Annotated in this window: 27 protein-coding genes; 3 read left to right on the top strand and 24 right to left on the bottom strand. The window is 47.8% G+C overall.

The window, feature by feature from the left end; all coding sequences use genetic code 11:
• The first annotated feature begins 48 nt into the window (after positions 1-48).
• The 3 genes from nadA to nadC are packed head-to-tail and all read left to right on the top strand — an operon-like array spanning position 49 to position 3,381.
• On the top strand, positions 49-954 hold the full coding sequence (gene nadA / locus JG770_RS06115; RefSeq protein WP_291956547.1) for a quinolinate synthase NadA: 906 nt from the start codon (positions 49-51) through the stop codon (positions 952-954).
• Complete coding sequence (gene nadB / locus JG770_RS06110; RefSeq protein WP_291956544.1) at positions 951-2,582, top strand: L-aspartate oxidase; 1,632 nt, start codon at positions 951-953, stop codon at positions 2,580-2,582. Before nadA ends, nadB begins: the two co-directional genes overlap by 4 nt.
• Positions 2,539-3,381, top strand: a complete 843-nt coding sequence (nadC, locus tag JG770_RS06105; RefSeq protein ID WP_291956542.1) for a carboxylating nicotinate-nucleotide diphosphorylase — start codon at positions 2,539-2,541, stop codon at positions 3,379-3,381. Before nadB ends, nadC begins: the two co-directional genes overlap by 44 nt.
• A gap of 40 nt (positions 3,382-3,421) precedes the next feature.
• Here the strand turns inward: nadC and JG770_RS06100 are convergent, their stop codons facing one another.
• The 24 genes from JG770_RS06100 to JG770_RS05985 all read right to left on the bottom strand — a co-directional run bounded on the left by JG770_RS06100 (position 3,422) and on the right by JG770_RS05985 (position 22,295).
• Positions 3,422-4,279, bottom strand: coding sequence for a TIM barrel protein (locus tag JG770_RS06100; RefSeq protein ID WP_291956539.1), 858 nt, complete (start codon positions 4,277-4,279; stop codon positions 3,422-3,424).
• 4 nt (positions 4,280-4,283) lie between these two features.
• Positions 4,284-4,565 carry a late competence development ComFB family protein gene (locus JG770_RS06095; RefSeq protein ID WP_291956536.1) on the bottom strand — a complete coding sequence of 94 codons (282 nt, stop codon included), beginning with the start codon at positions 4,563-4,565 and terminating at the stop codon, positions 4,284-4,286.
• Position 4,566: 1 nt separating this feature from the next.
• Positions 4,567-5,067: a PilX N-terminal domain-containing pilus assembly protein gene (locus tag JG770_RS06090; RefSeq protein WP_291956534.1), complete on the bottom strand. Its 501-nt coding sequence runs from the start codon at positions 5,065-5,067 to the stop codon at positions 4,567-4,569.
• A gap of 5 nt (positions 5,068-5,072) precedes the next feature.
• Positions 5,073-5,507 carry a type II secretion system protein gene (locus JG770_RS06085; protein WP_291956533.1) on the bottom strand — a complete coding sequence of 145 codons (435 nt, stop codon included), beginning with the start codon at positions 5,505-5,507 and terminating at the stop codon, positions 5,073-5,075.
• Positions 5,508-5,513: 6 nt separating this feature from the next.
• Positions 5,514-5,882: a prepilin-type N-terminal cleavage/methylation domain-containing protein gene (locus tag JG770_RS06080; protein WP_291956531.1), complete on the bottom strand. Its 369-nt coding sequence runs from the start codon at positions 5,880-5,882 to the stop codon at positions 5,514-5,516.
• Positions 5,879-6,334 carry a prepilin-type N-terminal cleavage/methylation domain-containing protein gene (locus JG770_RS06075; RefSeq protein WP_291956585.1) on the bottom strand — a complete coding sequence of 152 codons (456 nt, stop codon included), beginning with the start codon at positions 6,332-6,334 and terminating at the stop codon, positions 5,879-5,881. Before JG770_RS06075 ends, JG770_RS06080 begins: the two co-directional genes overlap by 4 nt.
• A gap of 17 nt (positions 6,335-6,351) precedes the next feature.
• On the bottom strand, positions 6,352-7,119 hold the full coding sequence (locus JG770_RS06070) for an A24 family peptidase (RefSeq protein WP_291956529.1): 768 nt from the start codon (positions 7,117-7,119) through the stop codon (positions 6,352-6,354).
• Positions 7,120-7,123: 4 nt separating this feature from the next.
• Positions 7,124-8,341 carry a type II secretion system F family protein gene (locus tag JG770_RS06065; protein WP_291956527.1) on the bottom strand — a complete coding sequence of 406 codons (1,218 nt, stop codon included), beginning with the start codon at positions 8,339-8,341 and terminating at the stop codon, positions 7,124-7,126.
• Between the two features lie 19 nt (positions 8,342-8,360).
• On the bottom strand, positions 8,361-10,043 hold the full coding sequence (locus tag JG770_RS06060) for a type II/IV secretion system protein (RefSeq protein ID WP_291956525.1): 1,683 nt from the start codon (positions 10,041-10,043) through the stop codon (positions 8,361-8,363).
• Between the two features lie 20 nt (positions 10,044-10,063).
• Entirely contained in the window at positions 10,064-11,101 is a 1,038-nt protein-coding gene (locus JG770_RS06055) for a type IV pilus twitching motility protein PilT (RefSeq protein ID WP_291956583.1), read from the bottom strand.
• The gene (locus tag JG770_RS06050) at positions 11,101-11,622 is read right to left on the bottom strand and encodes a shikimate kinase (RefSeq protein WP_291956523.1); all 522 of its coding nucleotides are present in this window, start codon (positions 11,620-11,622) and stop codon (positions 11,101-11,103) included. Before JG770_RS06050 ends, JG770_RS06055 begins: the two co-directional genes overlap by 1 nt.
• Positions 11,612-12,157, bottom strand: coding sequence for a hypothetical protein (locus JG770_RS06045; RefSeq protein WP_291956521.1), 546 nt, complete (start codon positions 12,155-12,157; stop codon positions 11,612-11,614). Before JG770_RS06045 ends, JG770_RS06050 begins: the two co-directional genes overlap by 11 nt.
• 12 nt (positions 12,158-12,169) lie before the next feature.
• Positions 12,170-12,691 carry a PilN domain-containing protein gene (locus JG770_RS06040; protein ID WP_291956518.1) on the bottom strand — a complete coding sequence of 174 codons (522 nt, stop codon included), beginning with the start codon at positions 12,689-12,691 and terminating at the stop codon, positions 12,170-12,172.
• 3 nt (positions 12,692-12,694) lie between these two features.
• Positions 12,695-13,729 (bottom strand): pilus assembly protein PilM, encoded by a 1,035-nt coding sequence (gene pilM / locus JG770_RS06035; RefSeq protein ID WP_291956515.1) that lies wholly within the window; start codon positions 13,727-13,729, stop codon positions 12,695-12,697.
• Between the two features lie 24 nt (positions 13,730-13,753).
• Positions 13,754-14,248 carry a prepilin-type N-terminal cleavage/methylation domain-containing protein gene (locus JG770_RS06030; RefSeq protein WP_291956512.1) on the bottom strand — a complete coding sequence of 165 codons (495 nt, stop codon included), beginning with the start codon at positions 14,246-14,248 and terminating at the stop codon, positions 13,754-13,756.
• A complete protein-coding gene (locus tag JG770_RS06025; protein WP_291956509.1) occupies positions 14,245-14,583 on the bottom strand; it encodes a prepilin-type N-terminal cleavage/methylation domain-containing protein in 339 nt (112 codons plus the stop codon). Before JG770_RS06025 ends, JG770_RS06030 begins: the two co-directional genes overlap by 4 nt.
• Positions 14,580-16,121 carry a hypothetical protein gene (locus tag JG770_RS06020; RefSeq protein ID WP_291956506.1) on the bottom strand — a complete coding sequence of 514 codons (1,542 nt, stop codon included), beginning with the start codon at positions 16,119-16,121 and terminating at the stop codon, positions 14,580-14,582. The genes JG770_RS06025 and JG770_RS06020 overlap by 4 nt, the downstream gene beginning before the upstream one ends.
• Before the next feature lie 69 nt (positions 16,122-16,190).
• The gene (locus tag JG770_RS06015; protein WP_291956504.1) at positions 16,191-16,586 is read right to left on the bottom strand and encodes a type II secretion system protein; all 396 of its coding nucleotides are present in this window, start codon (positions 16,584-16,586) and stop codon (positions 16,191-16,193) included.
• Between the two features lie 195 nt (positions 16,587-16,781).
• Positions 16,782-17,633: a shikimate dehydrogenase gene (locus tag JG770_RS06010; RefSeq protein ID WP_291956501.1), complete on the bottom strand. Its 852-nt coding sequence runs from the start codon at positions 17,631-17,633 to the stop codon at positions 16,782-16,784.
• On the bottom strand, positions 17,630-18,139 hold the full coding sequence (locus JG770_RS06005; protein WP_291956499.1) for a YqeG family HAD IIIA-type phosphatase: 510 nt from the start codon (positions 18,137-18,139) through the stop codon (positions 17,630-17,632). Before JG770_RS06005 ends, JG770_RS06010 begins: the two co-directional genes overlap by 4 nt.
• Before the next feature lie 155 nt (positions 18,140-18,294).
• Positions 18,295-19,005 carry an RNA polymerase sporulation sigma factor SigK gene (gene sigK / locus JG770_RS06000; protein WP_291956496.1) on the bottom strand — a complete coding sequence of 237 codons (711 nt, stop codon included), beginning with the start codon at positions 19,003-19,005 and terminating at the stop codon, positions 18,295-18,297.
• Positions 19,006-19,081: 76 nt separating this feature from the next.
• On the bottom strand, positions 19,082-20,650 hold the full coding sequence (locus tag JG770_RS05995) for a penicillin-binding protein 2 (protein ID WP_291956494.1): 1,569 nt from the start codon (positions 20,648-20,650) through the stop codon (positions 19,082-19,084).
• A gap of 62 nt (positions 20,651-20,712) precedes the next feature.
• Complete coding sequence (gene mltG / locus JG770_RS05990) at positions 20,713-21,867, bottom strand: endolytic transglycosylase MltG (protein ID WP_291956490.1); 1,155 nt, start codon at positions 21,865-21,867, stop codon at positions 20,713-20,715.
• Between the two features lie 62 nt (positions 21,868-21,929).
• Positions 21,930-22,295: a hypothetical protein gene (locus JG770_RS05985; RefSeq protein WP_291956487.1), complete on the bottom strand. Its 366-nt coding sequence runs from the start codon at positions 22,293-22,295 to the stop codon at positions 21,930-21,932.
• Positions 22,296-22,553 lie beyond the last annotated feature (258 nt).

Raw genomic sequence — 22,553 nt, 5'->3', positions numbered from 1 at the left:
ATTATATAATAAAACCAATAGTACTTTAACATGAAGAAGGTATGGCAAATGGATGAAACCGTCTTGCACAGGATAAGCGTGCTGAAACAGGAACGCAACGCCGTTATACTGGCGCATTTTTATCAGCGCCCGGAGGTACAGGATATAGCCGATTTCGTGGGTGATTCATTGGAATTAGCCCGCAGAGCATCGACTACCGATGCCGATGTGATCGTATTTTGCGGCGTGCATTTTATGGCTCAAACGGCATATATTTTGTCCCCGGATAAGGCCGTGCTGCTGCCCCAGATAAAGGCCGGCTGCCCCATGGCTGATATGGCTGACGCCGACGACGTGGCTGCACTGAAAGAGCGGCATCCGGACGCGGCGGTGGTCAGTTATGTAAATACCACAGCCGATGTCAAAGCCATAAGCGATATATGCTGTACGTCGGCCAACGCAGTAAAAGTGGTCAATTCCATCCCGGCCGATAAGGAAATCATATTTGTACCCGATAGAAACCTCGGGCAATACATTATGGAGCAAACCGGACGCCATCTCATATTATGGAACGGTTACTGCAATACACACGATCGGCTTACGGCAGAAGAGCTATCGGCAGCCAAAAGGTTGCACCCCGAAGCTGAAGTGCTCGCCCATCCGGAGTGTCGTCCCGACGTAGTGCACATGGCTGATTTCGTAGGCAGTACCGGCGGTATGGTAACGCATGTATGCGACAGCCATGCGCCCGAATTTATCATAGGCACAGAGGTCGGGGTTATACACCGCATGCGGCAGCTTTGCCCGGATAAAGGCTTTTATCCGGCCTCCCAAAAACTAGTGTGTCCGAACATGAAACTAACATCATTGGACAATGTGCTCAAGGCACTGGAAACCATGAGTCCGCGTGTAACGGTAAACGATGATATACGCTCCCGTGCTTTATTGCCAATAGAAAGAATGCTGGCTTTATGAATGTAGCATCATACTGCGTAAACTTCGACTCCGAGTCATTGCCTCAGCAACAATACGACTATATAATAATAGGCGGTGGCATAGCTGGATTATACGCCGCGCACCTGGCCAAACAGCATGGCAGCGTCGCCCTTATAAATAAAGGCGACTTCGACAGTTCAGACGCATACAGGGCGCAGGGCGGCATAGCGTGCGTATGGAACGACGATGACAGTTTCGCCTCACATATAGCGGACACGTTATCAGCCGGCGACGGTTTATGCAACGAGGAAAACGTAACCCTTATGATAAACGAGGCTCCAACACACATACGACGACTGATAGATTTAGGCGTGCCCTTCGACACGGATGAAAACGGATATGCCCTTGGAATGGAGGGCGCCCATTCCCATCGACGCATACTGCACGCCGGCGATTATACGGGAAAGGCCATCGTAATCAATATAGCCAATGCAATAGAAGACGTGGCATTATACAATCAATATCTCGCCCTAGACCTGTTGGTCGGCAACAATAAGTGCTATGGCGTATTGATTATGAATATCCAAAGCGAGCAACGCGTTATCCTATGGGCCAAAGCTATCATACTGGCAGGTGGTGGCGCCGGCAATCTTTTTATTAATACCACAAACAGCCCGCTCATCACAGGAGATGCCATAGCCATGGCTTATAGAAAGGGTTGTGCATTGACCGATATGGAATTTATGCAATTTCATCCCACCGCTTTATACGAGCAAAACGGTCAACGCTTTCTCATATCCGAGGCGGTCAGAGGCGAAGGCGGCATATTGCGCGATATACGCGGCGAACGGTTTATGGAGCGCTATCATCCGCTTAAAGAGTTAGCGCCCAGGGATATCGTGGCACGTGCTATATACGCCGAGATGAAAAAACATGATACGCCCTACGTATATCTTGATGTAACGAGCATCAATAAAGCATATTTCGCCGCCCGCTTTCCTACTATATATGCCAAGTGCGTTGAAGTAGGCATAGATATATCCACGGATTATATACCGGTGTCGCCGGCGGCTCATTTTCTAATGGGCGGCATAAAGACCGGCAGCTTTGGGCAAACGGATGTAGAAAGGCTCTATGCCTGCGGAGAATGCGCATGTACCGGCGTGCACGGCGCTAACCGCTTGGCCAGCAATTCATTGTTGGAGGGCCTGGTATTCGCAGCGCGTGCGGTAGAACACGCCTCATCGTTAAACACTATACCCGAGCACAGGCGCTTTAGGCGGCGGCATCAGCGCTTACCTGAAACGTTCTTAACGCCCGATGAAATAGCGGCGACTCGCCGCCAACTCCAAGCCGTAATGGAGCGATACGTCGGCATAGAACGAGATGAAACCGGATTAAACAAAGCTATAGGCTGGTTTGAACAATATGAATGGATATTGGGCTTATCGGCTGATAGAACAGATATATATGAGCTACAAAGTTTGATAATCGTGGGATATGCTATGGCACGCGCCGCTCTTTTCCGCTGCGAGAGCCGTGGCAGCCATTACAGGACCGATTATCCGATTAAAAATGATATGTTAAAACATCACATAATAATCAAAGGAGAAAATATAGCATATGATACCGATTATAGACAGATTTATAGCCAAAAAACACATTGAACGATATCTTGAGGAGGATTTGGGCTGGGGTGATATAACCACCGATTTGCTGGTGGACTTAAAGGTAACCGCTCATGCCTATATAAAGACCAAAGAAAGCGGCGTAATAGCAGGCCTGCCCGTTGCCGAGACGGTATATAATGCTCTCGACCCCACAATACAATTCATCCCATTAGTACAGGACGGTTCTTTCATAGATACGCAGACGATAATAGCCGAGGTAAAAGGGCCTATGAACCCTGTCTTAAAAGGCGAGCGGCTATGTTTGAATCTGCTTCAGCGTATGAGCGGCATAGCTACATATACGCGCCGCCTGAGTGATATGATAAAGCCCTATAAAGCCGAGTTGACCGACACACGCAAGACTGCTCCAGGATTAAGATATTTCGACCGCTATGCCGTAGCCGTAGGAGGCGGTATAAACCACCGCTATAATCTGGCCGATGCCGTATTGATAAAGGATAATCATATAAAGCTGGCCGGCGGTATAAAAGCGGCGCTGTCCAAAGTCCAAAGCAGCCTGTCCCATACCATGAAAATCGAGATAGAGGTTGAGGATTTGCAGCAACTGCAGCAAGCGATAGAATGCCATGCCGACATAATACTGTTGGATAATATGCCTTTAGATATGATGCGCCGAGCTGTTGAGATAACCGACGGCAGAGCCATACTCGAGGCATCGGGCAATATAGATGAATCTAACATCGCAGATGTGGCTGCTACAGGCATCGATATAATATCATCGGGTGCGCTGACGCATTCCGTAAACGCGCTGGACATAAGCATGCGCATAGAATAAGCTATCGGCCACGCCTGTTCCTTTCTTATGTCAAGGTTTCTTACATCTTATCGCATGCACTGATATATATGTCCTTCATCTTTCTGGCATCTTCAGCCATTACGTCGCGGGATTCACATATTATGGTAGGAGAGATGCCCCAACGGCACAATGCTTCGGCCAGCGGCTCGAAGTCAGGTCCATACTGCGCATCATCCAATGTCCAATGCCTTTTCTCTCCGCCTTCGGTATACTCTATGCGGCTGAAATGGCAATGCATATGATCCAATCTGTCATGCCCGAGTTTATCCTCTATAACGCGCAATATGCTCTCGTATTCCTTTATGCTTTTGATCCACCCCGCATCTCGCGCGTTTAAGTGGCCGAAGTCTATGGTGGGTATAAAGCTGTCATCCACCATGCACATCTCCATAATTTCTTCCAAGTCCCCCAATTGGTTCTTCTTACCCATGGTTTCCGGACACAAATGCACGCCGTCTAACCCTTCGGCTTTGCACCGACGCCACGCCTCGGCCAATGCCTTCTTAGCCCGCTCAAGCGATGGCTTGCGGCCATCGGCTACATTACCCGGATGAATAACGATGCGGCTCGCGCTCATCCATTTAGCCGCCCTGGCCGACTTCAGTATATGGCCTATGGATTTCTCTATCCTTTCGGCATCGTCCGATGCCAGGTTAATATAATACGGCGCATGTATGCTAAGCGCTATCCCGTACATCTCCGCCTGCTGCCCCAGCGCCTCGGCCGTAGCTTGTCCTATATTGACACCTCGGCCACATTGATACTCGTATGCATCCAAGCCCATATCGGCCAGCCATCGCGGCATATCTATGCTGGATGAATTGCCTTGATCGTAAAAACTCTTGGAATTGCCTGCCGGCCCAAACTTTGCTGCCATAATATTATCCTTTCTTCCTATCGTGCCTCGGATTCTTCGAGACCACTTTGGCGGCCTCTATAAGCGCCACCTCCGCGTCCACCTCAGACTGCTGCATCAACTCGGCCAATTTTGAATACAATTCGCCTTCAGGCGTCACCACGTACTTGGGCGGCAAATGGTTTAATGCATATGCCATCATATCCATCTGGCATATCTCACACTTGCACACATCCAAGTCCGGCAGAATAAGCTTCAACGTATGCTTCACCACATCCTCCATATAATTTCTCATAGCATGCGCCATATCACCGCACCTCTTTCCATTCATTCACTTCTATAAGTACTGACGTTTGATCAAGAATCACCTCGGCCTTGACCTCCACCGTGCTCACAGCATTTCTTACATAGCCGCGAGACTGTATAGTATATGTATTATCGCTGCCGTTGAACCGGACCTCAATGCTGCTGTAGCGATCCTTTCCATTGTCAAAATCTATCCTCATGCTATATGTTGTCGGGATTTCATCATAAAAATGCTGTTCTATATACTGCTCCGCAGGTAAATCCACTTGGGTTTCGGCCTCTTGTTTTAATCGCTCATAAACCTCCTTTACCTGCGTTTTAAGCTCGTATAGCGCCGCTGTAGCTCCGCCATCAGCGATGTAATAGGCATCGTGGCTGCTATCGTCCGATTTAGCTATGCTGTAATCCGACATAGCAATCGACATGATACTCAAGGCTAAAACGGACAGCACCAATACCAACAGAAGCACTATTATATAAGCCGAGCCCTTATGCTGCCGCATGACATCTATTTCTTCATCGTATATGAGCCGCTCATAGAAAAACTATGGCCTTTTCCATCATCGCCGCATATAACGATATTTATAGTATTGCCCGTTTGTTCCACATCGAAACTCTTTATATAATATGCCATCTCGTTGGGCACTCTGTCTATTGTTTCATACAGCGAACTCCCATCCCTGTAAAAAGTAGCTTCACCAGCCGTTATGCAATCTTCTGAATCATCAACCGTTATTTGCGATTCGTCGGATGCTCTCAACGCCCTCATTATATCCCCCATGGCAAAACGTACATTTTGCTCGACATCGGCATACGCCGATACACGCTCAAATGATATACGACCGCCCAATAGCAGCATATAAGCTGTATCGATCACTATAGCCATTATAGCTACTGATATTACAACCTCTACTAACGTAAATCCTCTATCTTCAGTACTCATCCATCTTTACCTGGATACCGCCACTATACTTTGCCTTACAGCCAAGGGCTCGCCTGCATTTTCCGATTCATATACCTTCACATCGACCCTCTTGAGCACGCTATTCTCATCAGCAATGGCGGCACCGTTGTTAACATAATCTTCTATTTGTACTTCTATATAATATCCGTCCCGCTGACCGGTATTTACCACTATACCGGCTCTTACATCCTCGATGACATTTTGGGCTACATACCCGGCTTTGGATATATCACCGGCTCTGGCCTGAACATTGGTGCTTTGAACAAATATACCTGAAAATGGAATTACTATAACGCCCAGTATAGCCATAGCGATAATGACCTCCAACAGGGTAAATCCGCCATACTCTCTCATCTGTACACCTTCACTCTGCCGGTTACCGGCAATACACTTACCTCTACCCATTCTTGCCCGGCGCGCAGCTTTATAGTACCGCCGCCTCCCGTAGGCCTGCCGTATGCATTAAAACCTACGACTTCTATATTATAGAGATCATCGGGAAATGTTGAACTGATATCATCCAGCCGCGCGCTTAACTGCTCTGTCTCAAGGCTGGGCTTTGTAACATCATACTCCCTTATAGTATAACGGCCGTTGCTGTATAATTCCAGTTTCATGTCTTTACCGTGCGTCATAGCCACCTGCCGGGTCTTTCGTATGGCTGCAGTAATCTGCCTTGCCGAAGATTCCACTGTTTCCCTGTCCAGCCAACGGTTGATATCAGGCATCGCCATACCTGATATTATGGCCATTATAGCCAAAACGCACAGTATCTCTATAAACGTAAACCCTTTATCGCACCTCATGTGCAAATTATAACATATTACGCCAAAAAAAGATACCAGTTTATGAATTGACATCCAAACCACCATGATATCGCCGTGCCGATCGATAAAAAAGGACCAAACGGTATCTCACTGGCCATATCCTTTTTCTTTAGGGCTATCATTATAATCCCTGCTATAGCCCCTATATATATAGCTATAAAGAAAGCCAAAAGCGTGCGCTGCCAGCCTAAAAGCAGGCCGACGACGGCCATGAGCTTGATATCACCGATGCCCATGCCCTCCTTTTTCAGAATAATAAGCGACAAAATATAAATCGCACCTATCGTGCCTGCACCGGCCAATGCGCCCAAAGCAGCGAATTGCCATGCTACCGACGGATCGATGGCGACCGCTATCACTCCGACAGCCATTATGGGTATAAGCGCCGCATCCAGTATAATACCCTCATCTATATCCACAAATGATATAACAAGAAGCGAGGATATCAGCACCAGCGAATACACAAGCTGCATGCTGTACCCGTACACCAAAGCGGATATGACGAAAGCAGCGCCGGTCAGCATCTCCACTATAGGGTATCTTATAGAAATCGGTTCTTTGCAATGCCGGCATTTGCCGCCTAATATAATATAGCTTGCGATGGGTATAAGATCATAGGGTTTTATCCTTTGTCCACATTTCGGGCAATATGAAGGCGGATAGGCTATCGACAATCCTTTCGGTACGCGGTATATGCATACATTCAGGAAACTGCCTATGACGACGCCTAATAAAAATATAAAAATCAAAATAACATATTCCATATCATCATGCTCCGGCGGGCACAGTGCTTATCATGGTAAACATAGGCAACGCTATAGATATGACGATAAACCCTATGGCAAGGCCGAGCACCACGATTATGGCCGGCTCTATAAGCGATGTAAGCCGCGTGGCGGCATTTTCGGCCTCTGTTTCATAAAATTGCGCCGTTTGAGCCAACATGGCATCCAACGAGCCGCTTTCCTCACCTATGCGCGTCATCTGCACCAGCATTATGGGGAAAATCCCCGCCTTGCCTATGGTATCGGCCAATGCCACGCCCTGCTCGACATCCTCTATGAACTTATCTATATGGTCTTCTATCACCTTGTTTTTTATAACGCCTTTTGCTATGTCGAGGGCCTGATTTATATCTATACCGCTGGCTAAAAGCGTACTCAGTATCTGCGCAAAATTCGCTGTTATGGAACGTATCATAAAGTCCTTTACAACCGGTACTTTAAGTTTTAAGCCATCGAACCAGCGTCGTCCGGCATCAGTGGATATATAATAAAACAATATCAGCGCCAATACCGCTATAACAAGCAGTAAAATGATAGCATAGCTTTGCACAAACCCGCTCAACCCCAAAAGTATACGCGTAGGCAGCGGCAACTCCATGCCCGAATCGGTAAACATACTCACAAATGTCGGAACAACGAAAATAAGCATGAATATAACGACGGCTACGGCCACCACGCATACGACAGCGGGATATATCATGGCGTTGGTCACCTTTTGCTGCAGCTTATACTGTTTCTCATACGTATCGGCCATGCGCTCCAGCGATGTGTCCAGCGTACCACTGACTTCGCCTACCCTTATCATCTCGACTAACATGGCCGGAAAAACACGCGGATAATCCCTCATGCTATCGGATAAGGCTTTGCCTACCTGAACGCTTTGGTATATCTCGGCCAGAGCCTGTTTCAAGCTCTTATTGGTAACCTGATCATGCATTATATCCAGAGCCTGTACTATCGGTATGCCTGCCTTTATAACCGCTGAAAACTGCCTGCAAAATACCGATATATCCTTTAGCGGAACACGCTGCAGACCGGTCAGCCAATCGCCCGACCCTTTATCCTTTATGGGCTTTACTTCCACAGGATAATAGCCGCGTTCCCTCAGCATAACCATAACGGCATCCTTATCCACAGCCTCATATTGCCCTGCTTGCATAGCTCCGTCAATATTCACACCTTTATAAGCATACAAAGGCATAGTCGCTCCACCTCCGTTTTTAATCGCTGCCGTATGCCGTGGCTATGGCCTCGTCAATAGTGGTGACGCCTTTCAATACGAGATTTGCGCACTCATCTTTAATCGTAGTCATACCGTTGGCCACGGCAAGTTCCCTTAATTCATCCGTAGTAGCCCGCCGAGCTATGGCATCCCTGTGAGCCCTGGTCAGGCGCATTATCTCAAACACGCCCTGCCTGCCTTTATAGCCGGTACCGTTGCACAGCGGGCATCCGCGGCCATGATATACAGGCACATCATCGCCTATACCCAGCATCCTCCTTTGGGAAACCGGCGGCTCATAGACCTCCTTGCACTGCGGGCATATGCGCCTGAGCAAACGCTGTGCTATCACAGCCACTACCGAGGATGATACGAGGTAAGGTTCTATGCCCATGTCTATAAGCCGCACTACCGTACCGGGCGCATCGTTGGTATGCAGCGTCGATAGCACGACATGGCCGGTTATAGCGGCTCTTACGGCTATCTCCGCCGTCTCGTTATCCCTTATCTCACCCACCATTACTATATCGGGATCCTGTCGCAGTATGGATCGCAGACCGCTGGCAAACGTAAGCCCTGCTTTTGTATTTATCTGTATCTGATTTACGCCGTCTACCATATATTCTACAGGGTCTTCTATGGTTATTATATTATACGCCGGATCATTGAGCTCGTTTAACATGGTATACAATGTTGTGGATTTACCGCTGCCCGTAGGACCGGTTACCAGTATCATCCCATTCGGCGCGCGCAGTATCTCGTCGAATTCGGACAGATGCCTCTCGTCAAAGCCCAATTGGTCCTTCGGTATGAGGAAATTGGTCTTATCCAGCACGCGCATCACGGCTTTTTCACCGTTTACGGTGGGTATAGTGGATACCCTGAGGTCTATATCGCGCGAGAGCACATTCATATTTATCCTGCCGTCCTGCGGCAGGCGTTTCTCGGCTATATTAAGATCGGACATGATCTTTATGCGCGCTATGGCCGGTGCATGAAAGCTTTTGGGCACCGTAAGATAATTCTGAAGCCTCCCATCTATCCTCAACCGTATGCGCACCTCATCTTCCATAGGCTCTATATGTATATCGCTGGCGCCTATCTTGACCGCCTGCTCTATAACGGAATTTATCAGCTTTATTATAGGCGCGGTCTCAGCCTCGGCGGTATCCATGTCGTTCATGACTTCTTGGGCCGTAGCTGCTATTTCCCTTTTGTATTCCTCTATGGCCTGTTCGGCATGCGGGTCACCGTAATACTGCTCTATAGCCCTCTCTATAGCCTTGGCATCGGCCAGCATGGGTACAATGTCCTTGCCAGTTATCCTGTGTATATCATCAATGGCTATGATGTCCAATGGATCGCTCATAGCCAGCCACAGCATATTGCCGTCCATCCTTACCGGTATGGCGTTATGCGTACGGGCCACTTGCACAGGTACCAGGCGCACGACACTTATGTCTAAAAAGGTCCTGTCCAGATCAACATAGGGTATACCAAGCTGAAATTCCAGTACCTCAAACATCTGACGCTCGGTGATAAAGCCCTGCCGTACAAGTATATCGCCCAATTTATCGCCGGTTTGACGCTGTATATCCAAAGCGGCCTCAAGCTGGTCCTGGGTTATAAGGCCGGCTTCCAGCAGCAAATCCCCAAGCTTTTTCTTTTGTGTCCTGGGCATATCATCGCCTCCTTTATACCTTACATAATATTCTTTTCCACAAAATGCATGGCTGCAGTTTCTTTGGTTATGATACCTTTGTTGTAAAGCTCCTGTATAGCGCTGTCCATAGTCCTCATGCCGAGTCTGGAACCCGTCTGCATGGCGCTTATTATCTGATATGTCTTATTCTCGCGTATGAGATTGCGTATAGCCGGCGTGGCCACCATAATCTCTACCGCTACCACCCTGCCGGTACCGTCGGCTCTAGGCATAAGCTGCTGTGATATAACGCCTTGTATAACCATGGACAATTGCACCCTTATCTGCTGTTGCTGATGCGGCGGGAAAACATCCACAATACGGTCTATGGTTCTGGCCGCGCCTATTGTGTGCAATGTCGAAAGCACGAGATGGCCGGTTTCAGCCGCCGTTATAGCGATGGATATGGTCTCGAGATCGCGCATCTCCCCTACCAATATCACATCAGGGTCCTCTCTCAAAGCCGATCTCAAAGCCGCTGCATAGCTTTTGGTATCGCTGCCTATCTCCCTCTGATTTACTATGCTCTTTTTATGCCTGTGCAGGTATTCTATAGGGTCCTCCATGGTAAGTATATGGCAGCTCCTGTGTTCATTTATGTAATCTATCATGGCCGCCAGCGTCGTCGACTTGCCACTGCCTGTGGGGCCGGTCACCAGCACTATTCCCACATTGGTTTCAGCCAATTGCCTTACGACATCCGGCAAACCCAGACTGCCGATATCCGGAGGTTGGGCGGGCAACGCGCGTACGGCGGCGCTGTACGTACCACGCTGTTTATAAACATTTACTCTAAACCGTCCCAATCCTGCTACCGAGAACGAAAAGTCACATTCACCGTTTTCTGCCAGCTGCTCCAACTGTCTTTGGCCCGTCATCTGATGCGCCAGGCTTTCGGTATCAGCGGGCGATAACGGCTCGCCAGGCAATTGAACAAGCTCGCCGTTGATCCTAACGATGGGAGGCATATTGACCGTTATATGGAGATCGGACGCCTTACGCTCCACAGCCTCCTTTAATAGTTCGTTTATAAATATCATGCGAAAAATCCCCTTTGTCTCAATGATGCTATTATTTCATCGCTTACTGCTTGGGGTGTTTTATTATCTATATATACGACGATATCAGCGCGATGATAAAGTTCCCTGCGCTTATCCATAAGATCGGTTATGCTTCGGCGCACATCCCCGGCTTTGAGCAAGGGGCGCCCCTCGCCGCCGCCAACATTGCGCATGACTGTATCAACCGATGCCTCAAAGCATACTATTACGCCTGTGCGGCGCATAATATCGATATTGCCGCTGCACAGCACCATGCCCCCGCCGGTGGATACAACCACGCTTTCTCTGCCCGCTGCCGATATCAATGCATTCTGTTCCAATTGTCGAAAAAAAGCCTCGCCATATATTCTGAATATCCCAGGCACAGTCATTCCCATTCTCTGCTCTATAAATTCATCGGTATCCACAAAATCCATATTCAGCTCTTCAGCCAGCAATTTGCCTGCGGTGGTCTTGCCAGTACCCATAAAACCTGTTAAATATATGTTACCGGACATCGTCGACCCCATATTTAGCAGAATAGTATATGTCAACGGTCAAAGACATATCGGATAGGCCGCTTTCAGCCTGCCGCGCCGCATCTACGCTCACATCCTTCACAGCGTGAACATACGGCAAATCGCTCTCCATATCATGCAAAAACTCCACCGTCGCTAGCTGCGGCATTGAAATGCTCATGTTAAAAGATACAGTGCTATATTCGCTGTCTGCAGTGCCCTGAGCTTCAGAGCGCGCTATTGAATTTATAACAGCCCCGTGCGCCGCGGCTATGTTGGATATATGTTTCAATGCCTCAGGATTATCCAAATATGTGCCCATTATCCCGCCTTCTCTTGCAAGTATCTTTTTATAGGCATCTACATCGGCAACTTTCGCTGCTTCTTCCAGCTCATTATTTGCATTGGCTATCTGCTGTTCCAGCAACGCCCAGTTATCCATGGCCGGCAGCAGTATAATGTTATAATATATGGCAAAAATGAGCAGCGCTATGGCGATCGCTATAAGATTTCTTTCTCTTTTACTAAGCTGCATATATCGTCCACCTCACTTTTTCTCGCCTATGCGCGCTGAAATTTTAAAATTATACGTACCACTCTCCTGGCCTCCATCGATGCTGTCAAATGTATTGTTTATATAGTACTCCGATGCGTCCAGCGCCTCCATAAACTTTATTATACTCTCTATATCGGGCGCAGTGCCGCTCAATTGCGCATCGGCACCGCTGTAGTCTATATTGTCGACGATGACGCCGTCCGGTATAAGAGACAGGAGGCGGGCTTCGGCTTCCGAATACGATATATTGGATTTATTGATTTCACCTATTATGGCCATCTGTTTCTCAAGCTTCGAGGCCAGCACTTTTTGGACGGCATTGGCTGCCCCGGTCCTCTCGATCTGCTGTTGTATGGATATGAACTGCTGCTCCAAAACGGATGTGCGGTAATAGGGATATATTATGGCAACTGCCAGCGCCACTGCCAGCACTATTATGCTTATGAATGCCCTGGTACTTATTATTACCGGTTGCTTCATCGACAGCGCCGGCATAAAGTTGAAATCCTTCATCTCTCACTCCCCTTTCAGCAATAAACCCAAAGCGGTGGCGAAATCCGGAATATTGAAACTGTCTCCGCCATGGCGCAATTTAAGCCACTGCCCGCTTTCGGGCAGCGATACCGGCATACCCAGAGCCTGTCCCATGTATTCACATATACCGCTTATATACGCTCCCCCGCCGCTTAGATAAACCCGTTCTATTGTATGCCCCCTGTACCTTGCGTTGAAATAGTCCATTATGCGTATAGCCTCCGCCGCAACATCCTCAAATACATTTATGATGGCATCATACACCTCATGCCGGTTATCGGGTGAAGGGTTGTATTTCCTGTTGGAAACATCGTCGGGATCGCTGTCCAACGCACTGGCAATCAAAATATCGACATCATAGCTGCCATGATTTATGATCCTGTTTATGTATATCTTATCGGCGTTATATATTATAACCTGCGTAAACTCATGCCCTATATCCAATACCATAGCGTCGCTGCCAGCCGCACCGTCAGCCCTGTCGATAAAAGCAAAAAACCGGGCCAGCGCATTGAAATCCAGATCTATGGCATATACGCTCAAGCCGAGGCGGCGCACTACATCTGCTGCATCCTGCAGCAGCGTCCTGGATATAGCGGCAGCTATTATGTACATACGCTCCGCCGAGCCTTCACCTTCGGTTTCGCGCACCGCCTTGTAGTCCACCGCATACCTTTCGGTATCAACGGGAACGTATTGGTTCAATTCGTACATTATATTCTCTCGTAAGCTTTGCTCGGGCATATCCGGCAATACCATAGGCCGAGCTATGATATCCGACGTGGATATGGAAAGGATGCATTTGCCGCCTTTTATGCCGGCATCAGCCAATGCCGGCTTCATGGCCCGCACTACGGCATCCTTATCTTTTATGGCATCGAAGCTTTTATAATCCGCAGGCAGCGGTATGCGCGCATAACCGTCTACAGCAACAGCATTGGCCGTCGCCCGTCCCATCACAGCTTTAGCCGACGATGCGCCCATATCGACGGCCACAACGCGCCCAAAATTTATCAAAGCCTTTCCCCCTTTACATTTGAGTTAATATATACTATAGTATATCACAGCGCTGCCCTGCTGGATAGATACAGCACTGATATTTTCCAATCTTATGCTGAAATTTATATCATAATCTCTGCCATCGCTAGCTGTTACATTAATATTTACCATATTTGAATTGTTTGCTGAAAATGCTATTTGGTTCAATGGAACGATAAACGCATCGCTGGTTTGACCGCTTGCTGTGCGAGTGGTTTTTACAAGATATCTTTGGCCGTCTTTATCTTTTAATTGCAATATGTAATAATCTTGACCAGAAAACTTTCCGGCATCGGCTGATATGTCTTTAGCCGTCCGCAGTTCTTTTGAAATGAAATCGGCCGCCGTCCTGGCATATTTTTGGGCAAAGCTCTGATCGGCAGCAATGGTAAAAGTTTTGGTACCAACAAAATACATTGAAAATACCACCGCAACCAGCACGCTAAAAAGCGCCACCGTTATCAGAACCTCTACCAGGGTAAAGCCTTTATGCCTCATGATCCACCTCCATCCGCCACAAAAGTAGTAAGCGTTACGTCGCCCACTGTCACGGTTATACTGCGGCCGGTGACCGAGGCATTGCAGCCATCTATGCTAATAGATACGTTACGGCTAACCGTCACCCTGCTGTCCGAAAAATTCGGATCGTTTATGGCTTTTTGCATAAGCTCGTGGGCGGTGAACTCATCCGATGTCTTTTGACCGGCATTGGTAATATTGAGCAGACCACCCGAGAGTATGCCGACCAGCACTACGAGCAGTACGCCCAGTATGGCCAACGAAATAAGCACCTCTACCAGCGTCATGCCTTTACCTTGACGAGCGGCCTTCATTTCCAGTACCTCATCTCAAATTTTATTGCGGAGCCGCCTATTATAACGGGATTATCAGATATGACATCTGTATTATAAGTTATAGTAGGACCTCCGCTCATATTCACCGTATCAGCTATCAAGCCGCCGGTTATGGCCGCGCCGCCGCTCATATTCACCGTAGCCGCCGGCGCGTACAGCACGCCATTTACTATGTCGGTGCCGCCGCTCATATTCACCGTATCGCCGGCGGTCACTATATTGCCTTCCACAGTAGCGCCACCGCTGAATATAATATCGGTATTCCCGCCATATATGGAGCCGCCTACCGATATGCCGCCGCTAAGGCCGACTTTTGAACCTGAGGTATATATATCCCCTCCTATTTTAGCGCCGCCACTTAAATTAACAACCGCATTGCCGCTTCGTATATCGCCGGCTATATTTGCGCCGCCGCTTATGCTGACGTTTGAACCGCTCATATATATATCGCCCTTTACCGTAACTCCGGCTGATATATTCACATTCCCCTCCACATGAACATCGCCATCTATAGTCGATTGTCCCGACGGTTGGAAACTATTTCTCCAGTATATCGCTACATTTTCGGGATGCTGGCTTTCTATAAAAAAGCCGCCGCTGCCCGTATAACTATCTATATACAGAGTCACTCTTCCCCCGCCCGTTATCTTTATCTTACCGTCACTGGATATGTTAAGCTCTTTTATCCTTATAACGGTATCGGACTGCGCATCGATGGTCAGCATGCATCCCTTATAGGCTATCTTAATATAATTATACAAAGCACTGCCTTGTATAGTACGCTCTTTCTGATCCTTCCCCAACTCAATACCCTCCTTGGCCGGAAGGTCGTTCGGAAAGACCGGGAAAGCTATGGGTGAAGGCGAGGTGGGAAGTTCATATGCTCCATCCTCGGAAATATCGGTTTCAACAGGAGGCAAATCATACCAGTTAGGTTTGTCAATAACCACATTTGGGTTTGCCCCTTCGGGTATATGTATGACGCAGTTTTGCAGACTGGGGTTACCACTGATGCTTATAGCCCTGCTGGCGTCCGAAGCGACAGCTATATCGCCGCTTACGTTACCGCCCCCGCTGGTGGTTATGTTGGAGCGCGCGAATATGGCGTATTCTATATCGGCTGTATGGGAGGACCTTACTTTATCGAGCGCCACGCTCATTTCGTCCTCTATATAACCGTTGGTATCTTTCACCCTGCCTGTGGACGTTACGAGGAGCGTATCGCCGGCATCCTCTACTGCTATGCGAAAGCTACCGTTTCCGAACGGCGTTTCATTTGACTGGATAGGGAAAGAAAGGTCTGCGGCCTGATCGCTGTCCAGAGAGGTCAGCCACCCCACCGCCGCCTCGGCACCCGAGCGGGCCACATAATATGCGTCCAGCTTTTTTTGCTGCAGCGCCGTCTGCTTTACCTCGGCTACGGCATAAAAGCTCATGCCCGCCGCCAAAGTAAGCAGCGTCAGCGATATCATCACCGTCAGCATCAGCGCCGAGCCTTTGGAACCTTTCTTGCGCATTGCTTTCCCCTCCTTCACACATCTCAAATATACTTGGTATCATTTGTGCATGGGACTGCGGGCATTAGATTAAGGTGTTGATATCTTAGCCGGCTTAACTGTTATGGTACCATTCTTATCAATTGTCACCTCATAGTTTACACCATCTACCTTTTTACCATTCACATCATTAGAACCAGTGCCGTTGGGCGCCTTAGGCCATTCCTGGAGGTAAGGATCCCAGCCTCCACCATCTTTGTTCCACGTAACTTTACTCGTCGGATTACCATGGTCGGCTATATACATCATAGCGGCGCTCTCCAGCGTCCTGACATTGGCGTTATGCGCCGTTATCGCCGCCGTTTTCCTCGAGCCTCCCAGCTGTGGCACCGCCATGGCTACCAGTATGCCCAGTATGGCTATGACCACTACCAGCTCTATAAGCGTAAAGCCCCTGCGTTTCCTTTTCTTATTATCCCTTATCAATTAAGATCCCCTTTCTTTTTTTATTAATTTCTTAATTTTTAACAGCGAACCTCGCAAGCCCCATGCTCAAACGATTATGTAGTGCAAAAGCCCTATATCCATGCTACAATACGAAGCTATAATGAAAATATAACGCTCTTACAACATTCTCACCATTACCATTATATCGTAACAAAGTTTAAATCACAATATGTTCTATGTAAAATTTTCTATGTTTTTCATTTCATTCATAACAAGGCTATAGGGCACATCTACGCCAAACCATATCCTTATAGCCTCTATAGCCTGCCATATGAGCATATCCAGTCCGTTAACGGCCATGCATCCATGCGCCTGTGCCTTTTTCAGCAATAATGTCAGCCCAGGGTTGTATATAAGGTCATATACCACCTCTATACCTGCAAAATCATAATCGTCGGGCAGCGGGCATGCTTCAATATGCGGCCACATACCAACCGATGTGGCGTTTACCAGCATATACGGGCGCGGCGTTTGGCCTATATCCTCCACCGAGATGCCGTAACACGCCTTGCGCCCCATATGCTCGTTTATGGCATCGGCCAGAGCAACGGCTTTAGCAGGCGTGCGGTTGGCCACAACCACGCGCGCGCCATTAATAGCCAGCGCCGCCGCCACCGCTCTGGCGGCACCTCCGGCGCCGAGCAGCAGCACATCTTTGCCGCTCACATCGACGCCGCGATGCTCGAGCAAATGCATAAATCCCGAAGCATCAGTATTATAGCCGGTCAGGACGCCGCTATCGTTGACCACGGTATTGACGGCGCCTATGGCGGCCGCCGTTTGATCGACGGCGTCGAGGTAAGGCATGACGGCCTGCTTATGAGGCACCGTGACGTTAAAGCCCCTCACCTGCAGCGCGCGAAATCCCGCCACCGCTTGTCCCACATGCTCGGGCGACACATCAAAGGCCACATATACGCTGTTTATACCCATATGCCGGTATATGCGGTTGTGCATGCGCGGCGACAGGCTGTGCTCTATCGGATGGCCTATTAACGCTATCAATCGCGTAGATGCATCTATCAAGGCCGCGTCTCCCCCTTACCGAAAGGCCGGCGGTTGAATAGCACCTTCTCCAGCCAGCGCATAATCTTTGTTCCTATAAATTCCCTTTCATCTATCGGATCCACCAGTATGGTGAACATACCCATGCGCTTGCCGCCCAGTATGTCGGTCAGCAATTGGTCGCCTATGACCGCCGCATGGTCATAAGTCGCCCCCATGATATCCAATGCTTTCTGATATGAACGGCGCCGCGGTTTGGCGGCATTGTATATATAAGATACGCCGAGCTTGACCGACAGCCTTTCCACGCGTTTAGGCCCGTTATTGGATAAAAGGCATATCTTAAAACCCTCGTCACGGGCCCCTTTCACCCACTTTCCAAGCTCGTCGCTTATATCGCTGCTGTTCCATGGCGTCAGCGTATTGTCTATATCCATTATAAGGCAGTATATTGAACGATTTTTTAACATGTCCAAGTCGATATCGTATATGGATTTAACGTGTAAATCAGGTTGTAATTTAGCCAAACTTTATAACCTCTCATCGTTTTATTATATAATTTTATCATCCATCCCCTTTATATTCAAATGAATTTTTTGATTTGTGCGATGTGGAATATGGCCAGACTCGGTAACTGATGCGGTGAAACTATGGCATTGCATTGGTATCTGTCGTCGGATGCTTAATGACATCCTTCGGCTCGCAGCTCTTTATTCAGCTTGTTCAAGGCTTTTTTCTCTATACGCGAAACATATGAGCGCGATATGCCGAGCATCTGCGCTATCTCGCGCTGCGTCTTGTCGTCGCCGTTGATAAGGCCGTAGCGCAGCTCCAGTATAAGGCGCTCGCGGTCTTTCAGTACCGAGCCCATTTTTTTATAGAGCTTGGCTATCTGCATTTTATCCGATACCTGGTCGGTAATAGTATCTTCATCGGTACCCAGTATGTCTATCAGCGTCACTTCGTTGCCTTCTTTATCGGTACCTATGGGTTCCTGCAGGAATACCTCTTTTTTCTCTTTTTTGGATGCGCGAACGTACATCAATATCTCATTTTCTATACATCTGGCCGCATAGGTGGCCAGCCTCGTACCTTTATTCGAGTCAAATGTGGTTATACCCTTTATAAGGCCTATAGTGCCTATTGAAATCAGATCCTCCGGATCTTTGACCGCATTGTTATATTTTTTTACTATATGAGCCACTAAACGTAAGTTATGCTCTATAAGTATATTTTTAGCTTGTTGATCGCCTTGTTCGTATAGCTCGAGATAATGTTGTTCCTCTTCGTAGGATAACGGTTGTGGAAATGAATTATTATTCGACACATATGATGTCAGCAACAGTATTTCTTTTAACGATAGGATAACGCCGCCTATAATGCTCAATAGCATGGTAATGCACCCCTCACCGATAAATATGTCACTTTAAAGTATATGAGCGATACCTATGATATGTGCATGTACCATTTTATTTATAAATTTTATAGATACCTTCGGCGATATCCTTAAATATAGGCGCCGCCATCTGACCCCCATATCCGTCATTATAAGTCAATACGACTATGGCATACTCGGGCGCATGGACCGGAAAATACCCGGCAAACCATGCGTAAGGCCCCACATCGGGCGTACCTGTTTTGCCGGCCGTACCACCTACCATATCGGAATATGCGCGCTTCCCGCTGCCGTTTATGGTAACCTCTTCCATCAACGTCATAAGCTTATAGGCCGTAAGCGGCGATACGACGCGCGCTGATTGGCCGCTGCCCTGCCCCTCTACGAGCGACACGGCAGGCTTAATACCCCCATTGGCCACAGTAGCCACCATAGCGGCTATCTGCAACGGTGTGGCTTCTACTTTGCCTTGACCAAGGGCCAGATTACCTATGCCCGGTCCGGCATATTCTTCTTTGCCAGGAAGTAACCCCGGCTGTTGATCGGGTATACCATCTATGACATGTCCAAGGCCAAAGGCTTGGGCATAGCGTACTATATCGTCGCCCCCTACCAGTTGTGCCAGTTGAATGAAATATGAGTTGCATGATACTGCAAACGCCTGTTTCATATCCAAAAAACCGGCTCCGTCTTTATGCACATCGCAGCCAAATCTACGTCCTTTTATATCCACATAACCGTCACACTTGAATTCGGTATCCAAATCAGCCTTTCCTGTATCCAGCGCGGCTGCTGCTACCACGATCTTAAAGACCGATCCCGGAGATACGTCAAGCAAAGCTTTATTTAAAAGCGCATCGCCATCAGCCTTCTCTATATTATACGGATCAAACGCCGGCCGATTAGCCATAGCCAGTATATCGCCGGTATGCACATCCATCACCACCGCCGCCCCTGTATTTTTATTCTTGTCCATGGCCTGTTCAGCTATTTTTTGTATATGGTAGTCCAGCGTAAGCGTTATATCTTGTGCGCCCCTGCGTTCGTCTATGACGGTATAGCCTATCCCGGGTACCATACGGCGCTTGGCGTCCACCACGGCGTTTATGCTGTATGAACCGGTACCTTTCAATAAGCTGTCATACGCCTTCTCTATGCCTTGAACGCCTCTATTGCTCTTGTCTGTATATCCGACGACATGCAACGCGAGCATGTCCTGCCCATAACGGCGCGGAACTTCCACCAGCAATATACCGCCGGCATTTTGCGGTATAGCCGTTGTATCATCCAATACGTCGAGCACTACATAAGAGCGGTTATCGGCGGCTTTTTTTACATCATCGCGTTTTTTCCCCGTAACGGAGTATATGTATTCATAAACGCTGTCATCCTGTACCATAGCCGGAAACACGATAAGCTTTTTAGTCGTTTCTCTATCGGTAAATGGTATGCCGCTACGGTCTAATATGCGCCCTCTGCTGTTATATAAAGCTATACGCACCGTGCGCTGCTTTACAGCCTTCTCGGCGTAGGCCATGCCGGTTATGAGCTGCGCCGAGCCCAATCTTACTATAAGCAGCGCGAATAGTATAAACACGCCTATACCGATGCGATATATGCGCTTTATGCTTTTTTCATCCATAAAAAAACATCCCTTTCGCCATATCCATATTATGGCCTAAAGGGATGCTATATATTCCCGATTTAATTGTCCGAATGCTCCTTCTGCCACTCCAACCACACATCTCTGTACTTAGCCACCACTTTATTGTGCTCCTCCAGCGTCTTGCTGTACACCGTCTCTTTGGTATCTGGGTCGCTCACGGCAAAATAGTAATACTGATCAATGAACGACTGTTCGGGATATAAAGCAGCTTGTATAGCATTTTTGCCTGGGTTTGATATAGGGCCAGCAGGCAGACCTTTGTATTTATAAGTGTTATAAGGCGATTCTATCTTGATATCGGAGCTAGAAGCAAACAATATCGTCTGCCCTTTTACGTAACTTATCGTGGCGCATGACTGCAAAGGCATGTCCTTTTTTATGCGATTGTGAAAGACCGCTGATACCTTGGCAAAATCCTTTGCGCCAGCTTCTTTTTCTATAATCGAGGCCAATGTTACCACCTGGTCCACGGTCATGTTGAGCTCCTGCGCGCGCTGTCTATATTCCTCCGAAAATACTTTTTCAAATTGATCCAGCATTTTTGTTATTATCTGTTCCTCATCGGCGTTGGCATATACCTGGTATGTGTCGGGATACAAGTAACCCTCAAGTTTATAGCGGCGTTTATCAGCATTTTCTATATCGGCTATAAACCAATAGCTATCGAATTCATCGCTTTTAGCCAGCTCCAAAAAGCGCTTGGTATCTTTTATAAGGCCTTGCTTGACAAGACTATTGGCCATACCCTCTACCGTAGAGCCCGGCACTACGGTAAACGTTTTGGTAGCCGCCATGGCCTTGCCCGTAAGCATTTCTTCCAACATCTGGCTCATAGTCATGCTCGGCTTGAGCTTGTATATGCCAGCTTTGAGCTTATCGGAATTACCGGAAAAATCAACATAATACCGGAATACGGTAGCACTGCGGACCAATTTATTTTCTTCCAATATGTTGGCTATCTTAGTGGTAGACGATCCCAACGGTATTTCTACCTCTATTATTTCATCGCTGCCGGGATCCATAGGCCCAAAGTAATGCTGATACAGCTCCCATCCGGCCAGTGTCAAGCCACCCAGTACTATAGCCAGGCTTATCAAGAATATAGCTGCCTGCGACAAGGTCTTTTTCCACCATGGCCTGGGCTGAGGCAACGAATTATTCATCTGTTTTTCATCAGTCATAATCTCGGGCATCATTATTCCCTTCTATCGCGTAATTTATAGTTTATCATATCAAAGCCGCACAACAGACCAAATTAAGCTTGCTTAGTTTTTATTTGCTCCAATATCTGCTTTTTCAGCGCGGTATTTTCGGTCTTGAGGCTATCGAGCAACCGTTCGTATTCGGCCACTTTTTGTTCAAGTGCTTGATTAGTGCGCTCCAGCAATTGATTGCGCTCCTGCAGATGCATCGATGATTTCATTATATCTTCGTTTATCTGACGCAATTGATTAATATCCAGTCCGACCTGCCTTTGCCTGGCCTGCGCATCTCGCAGCGACGCTGTGCGGCCTGCATAATTGTCAGCATTCATCTGCAGCAATATACCTTTTATATCTGTATATAAATCCACCAATAACGCCATCTGTTGAACCAGCGCCTGAGCATCCTCCGGTTGCATAGCATCCGACCGTCCTCTCTCACTTTTTATAATACACCATTCGCCCTTAATTGTAAATGCATCGATTTTATTGCATCTTAAAACCCCTTTTCCTTTAATACATTTACATTTTATTATATCATCTTTTGCATATATGAGCTCATCTTCTTGCCATGCAATCAGGGGTGAAGCATGAAATTTTATGATCTGTGCCTGGTTATTTCTGAAGAACCATATATTTACTTTTATTTGACGTTCACCTCTCTTGTCGACCATTTA

The sequence above is a fragment of the Mahella sp. genome (genome assembly GCF_020054945.1).
Classification (GTDB): domain Bacteria; phylum Bacillota; class Clostridia; order Mahellales; family Mahellaceae; genus Mahella.
Note: the sequence above shows the minus strand (reverse complement) of the source record. Positions and strands in the feature narration are given on the sequence as shown.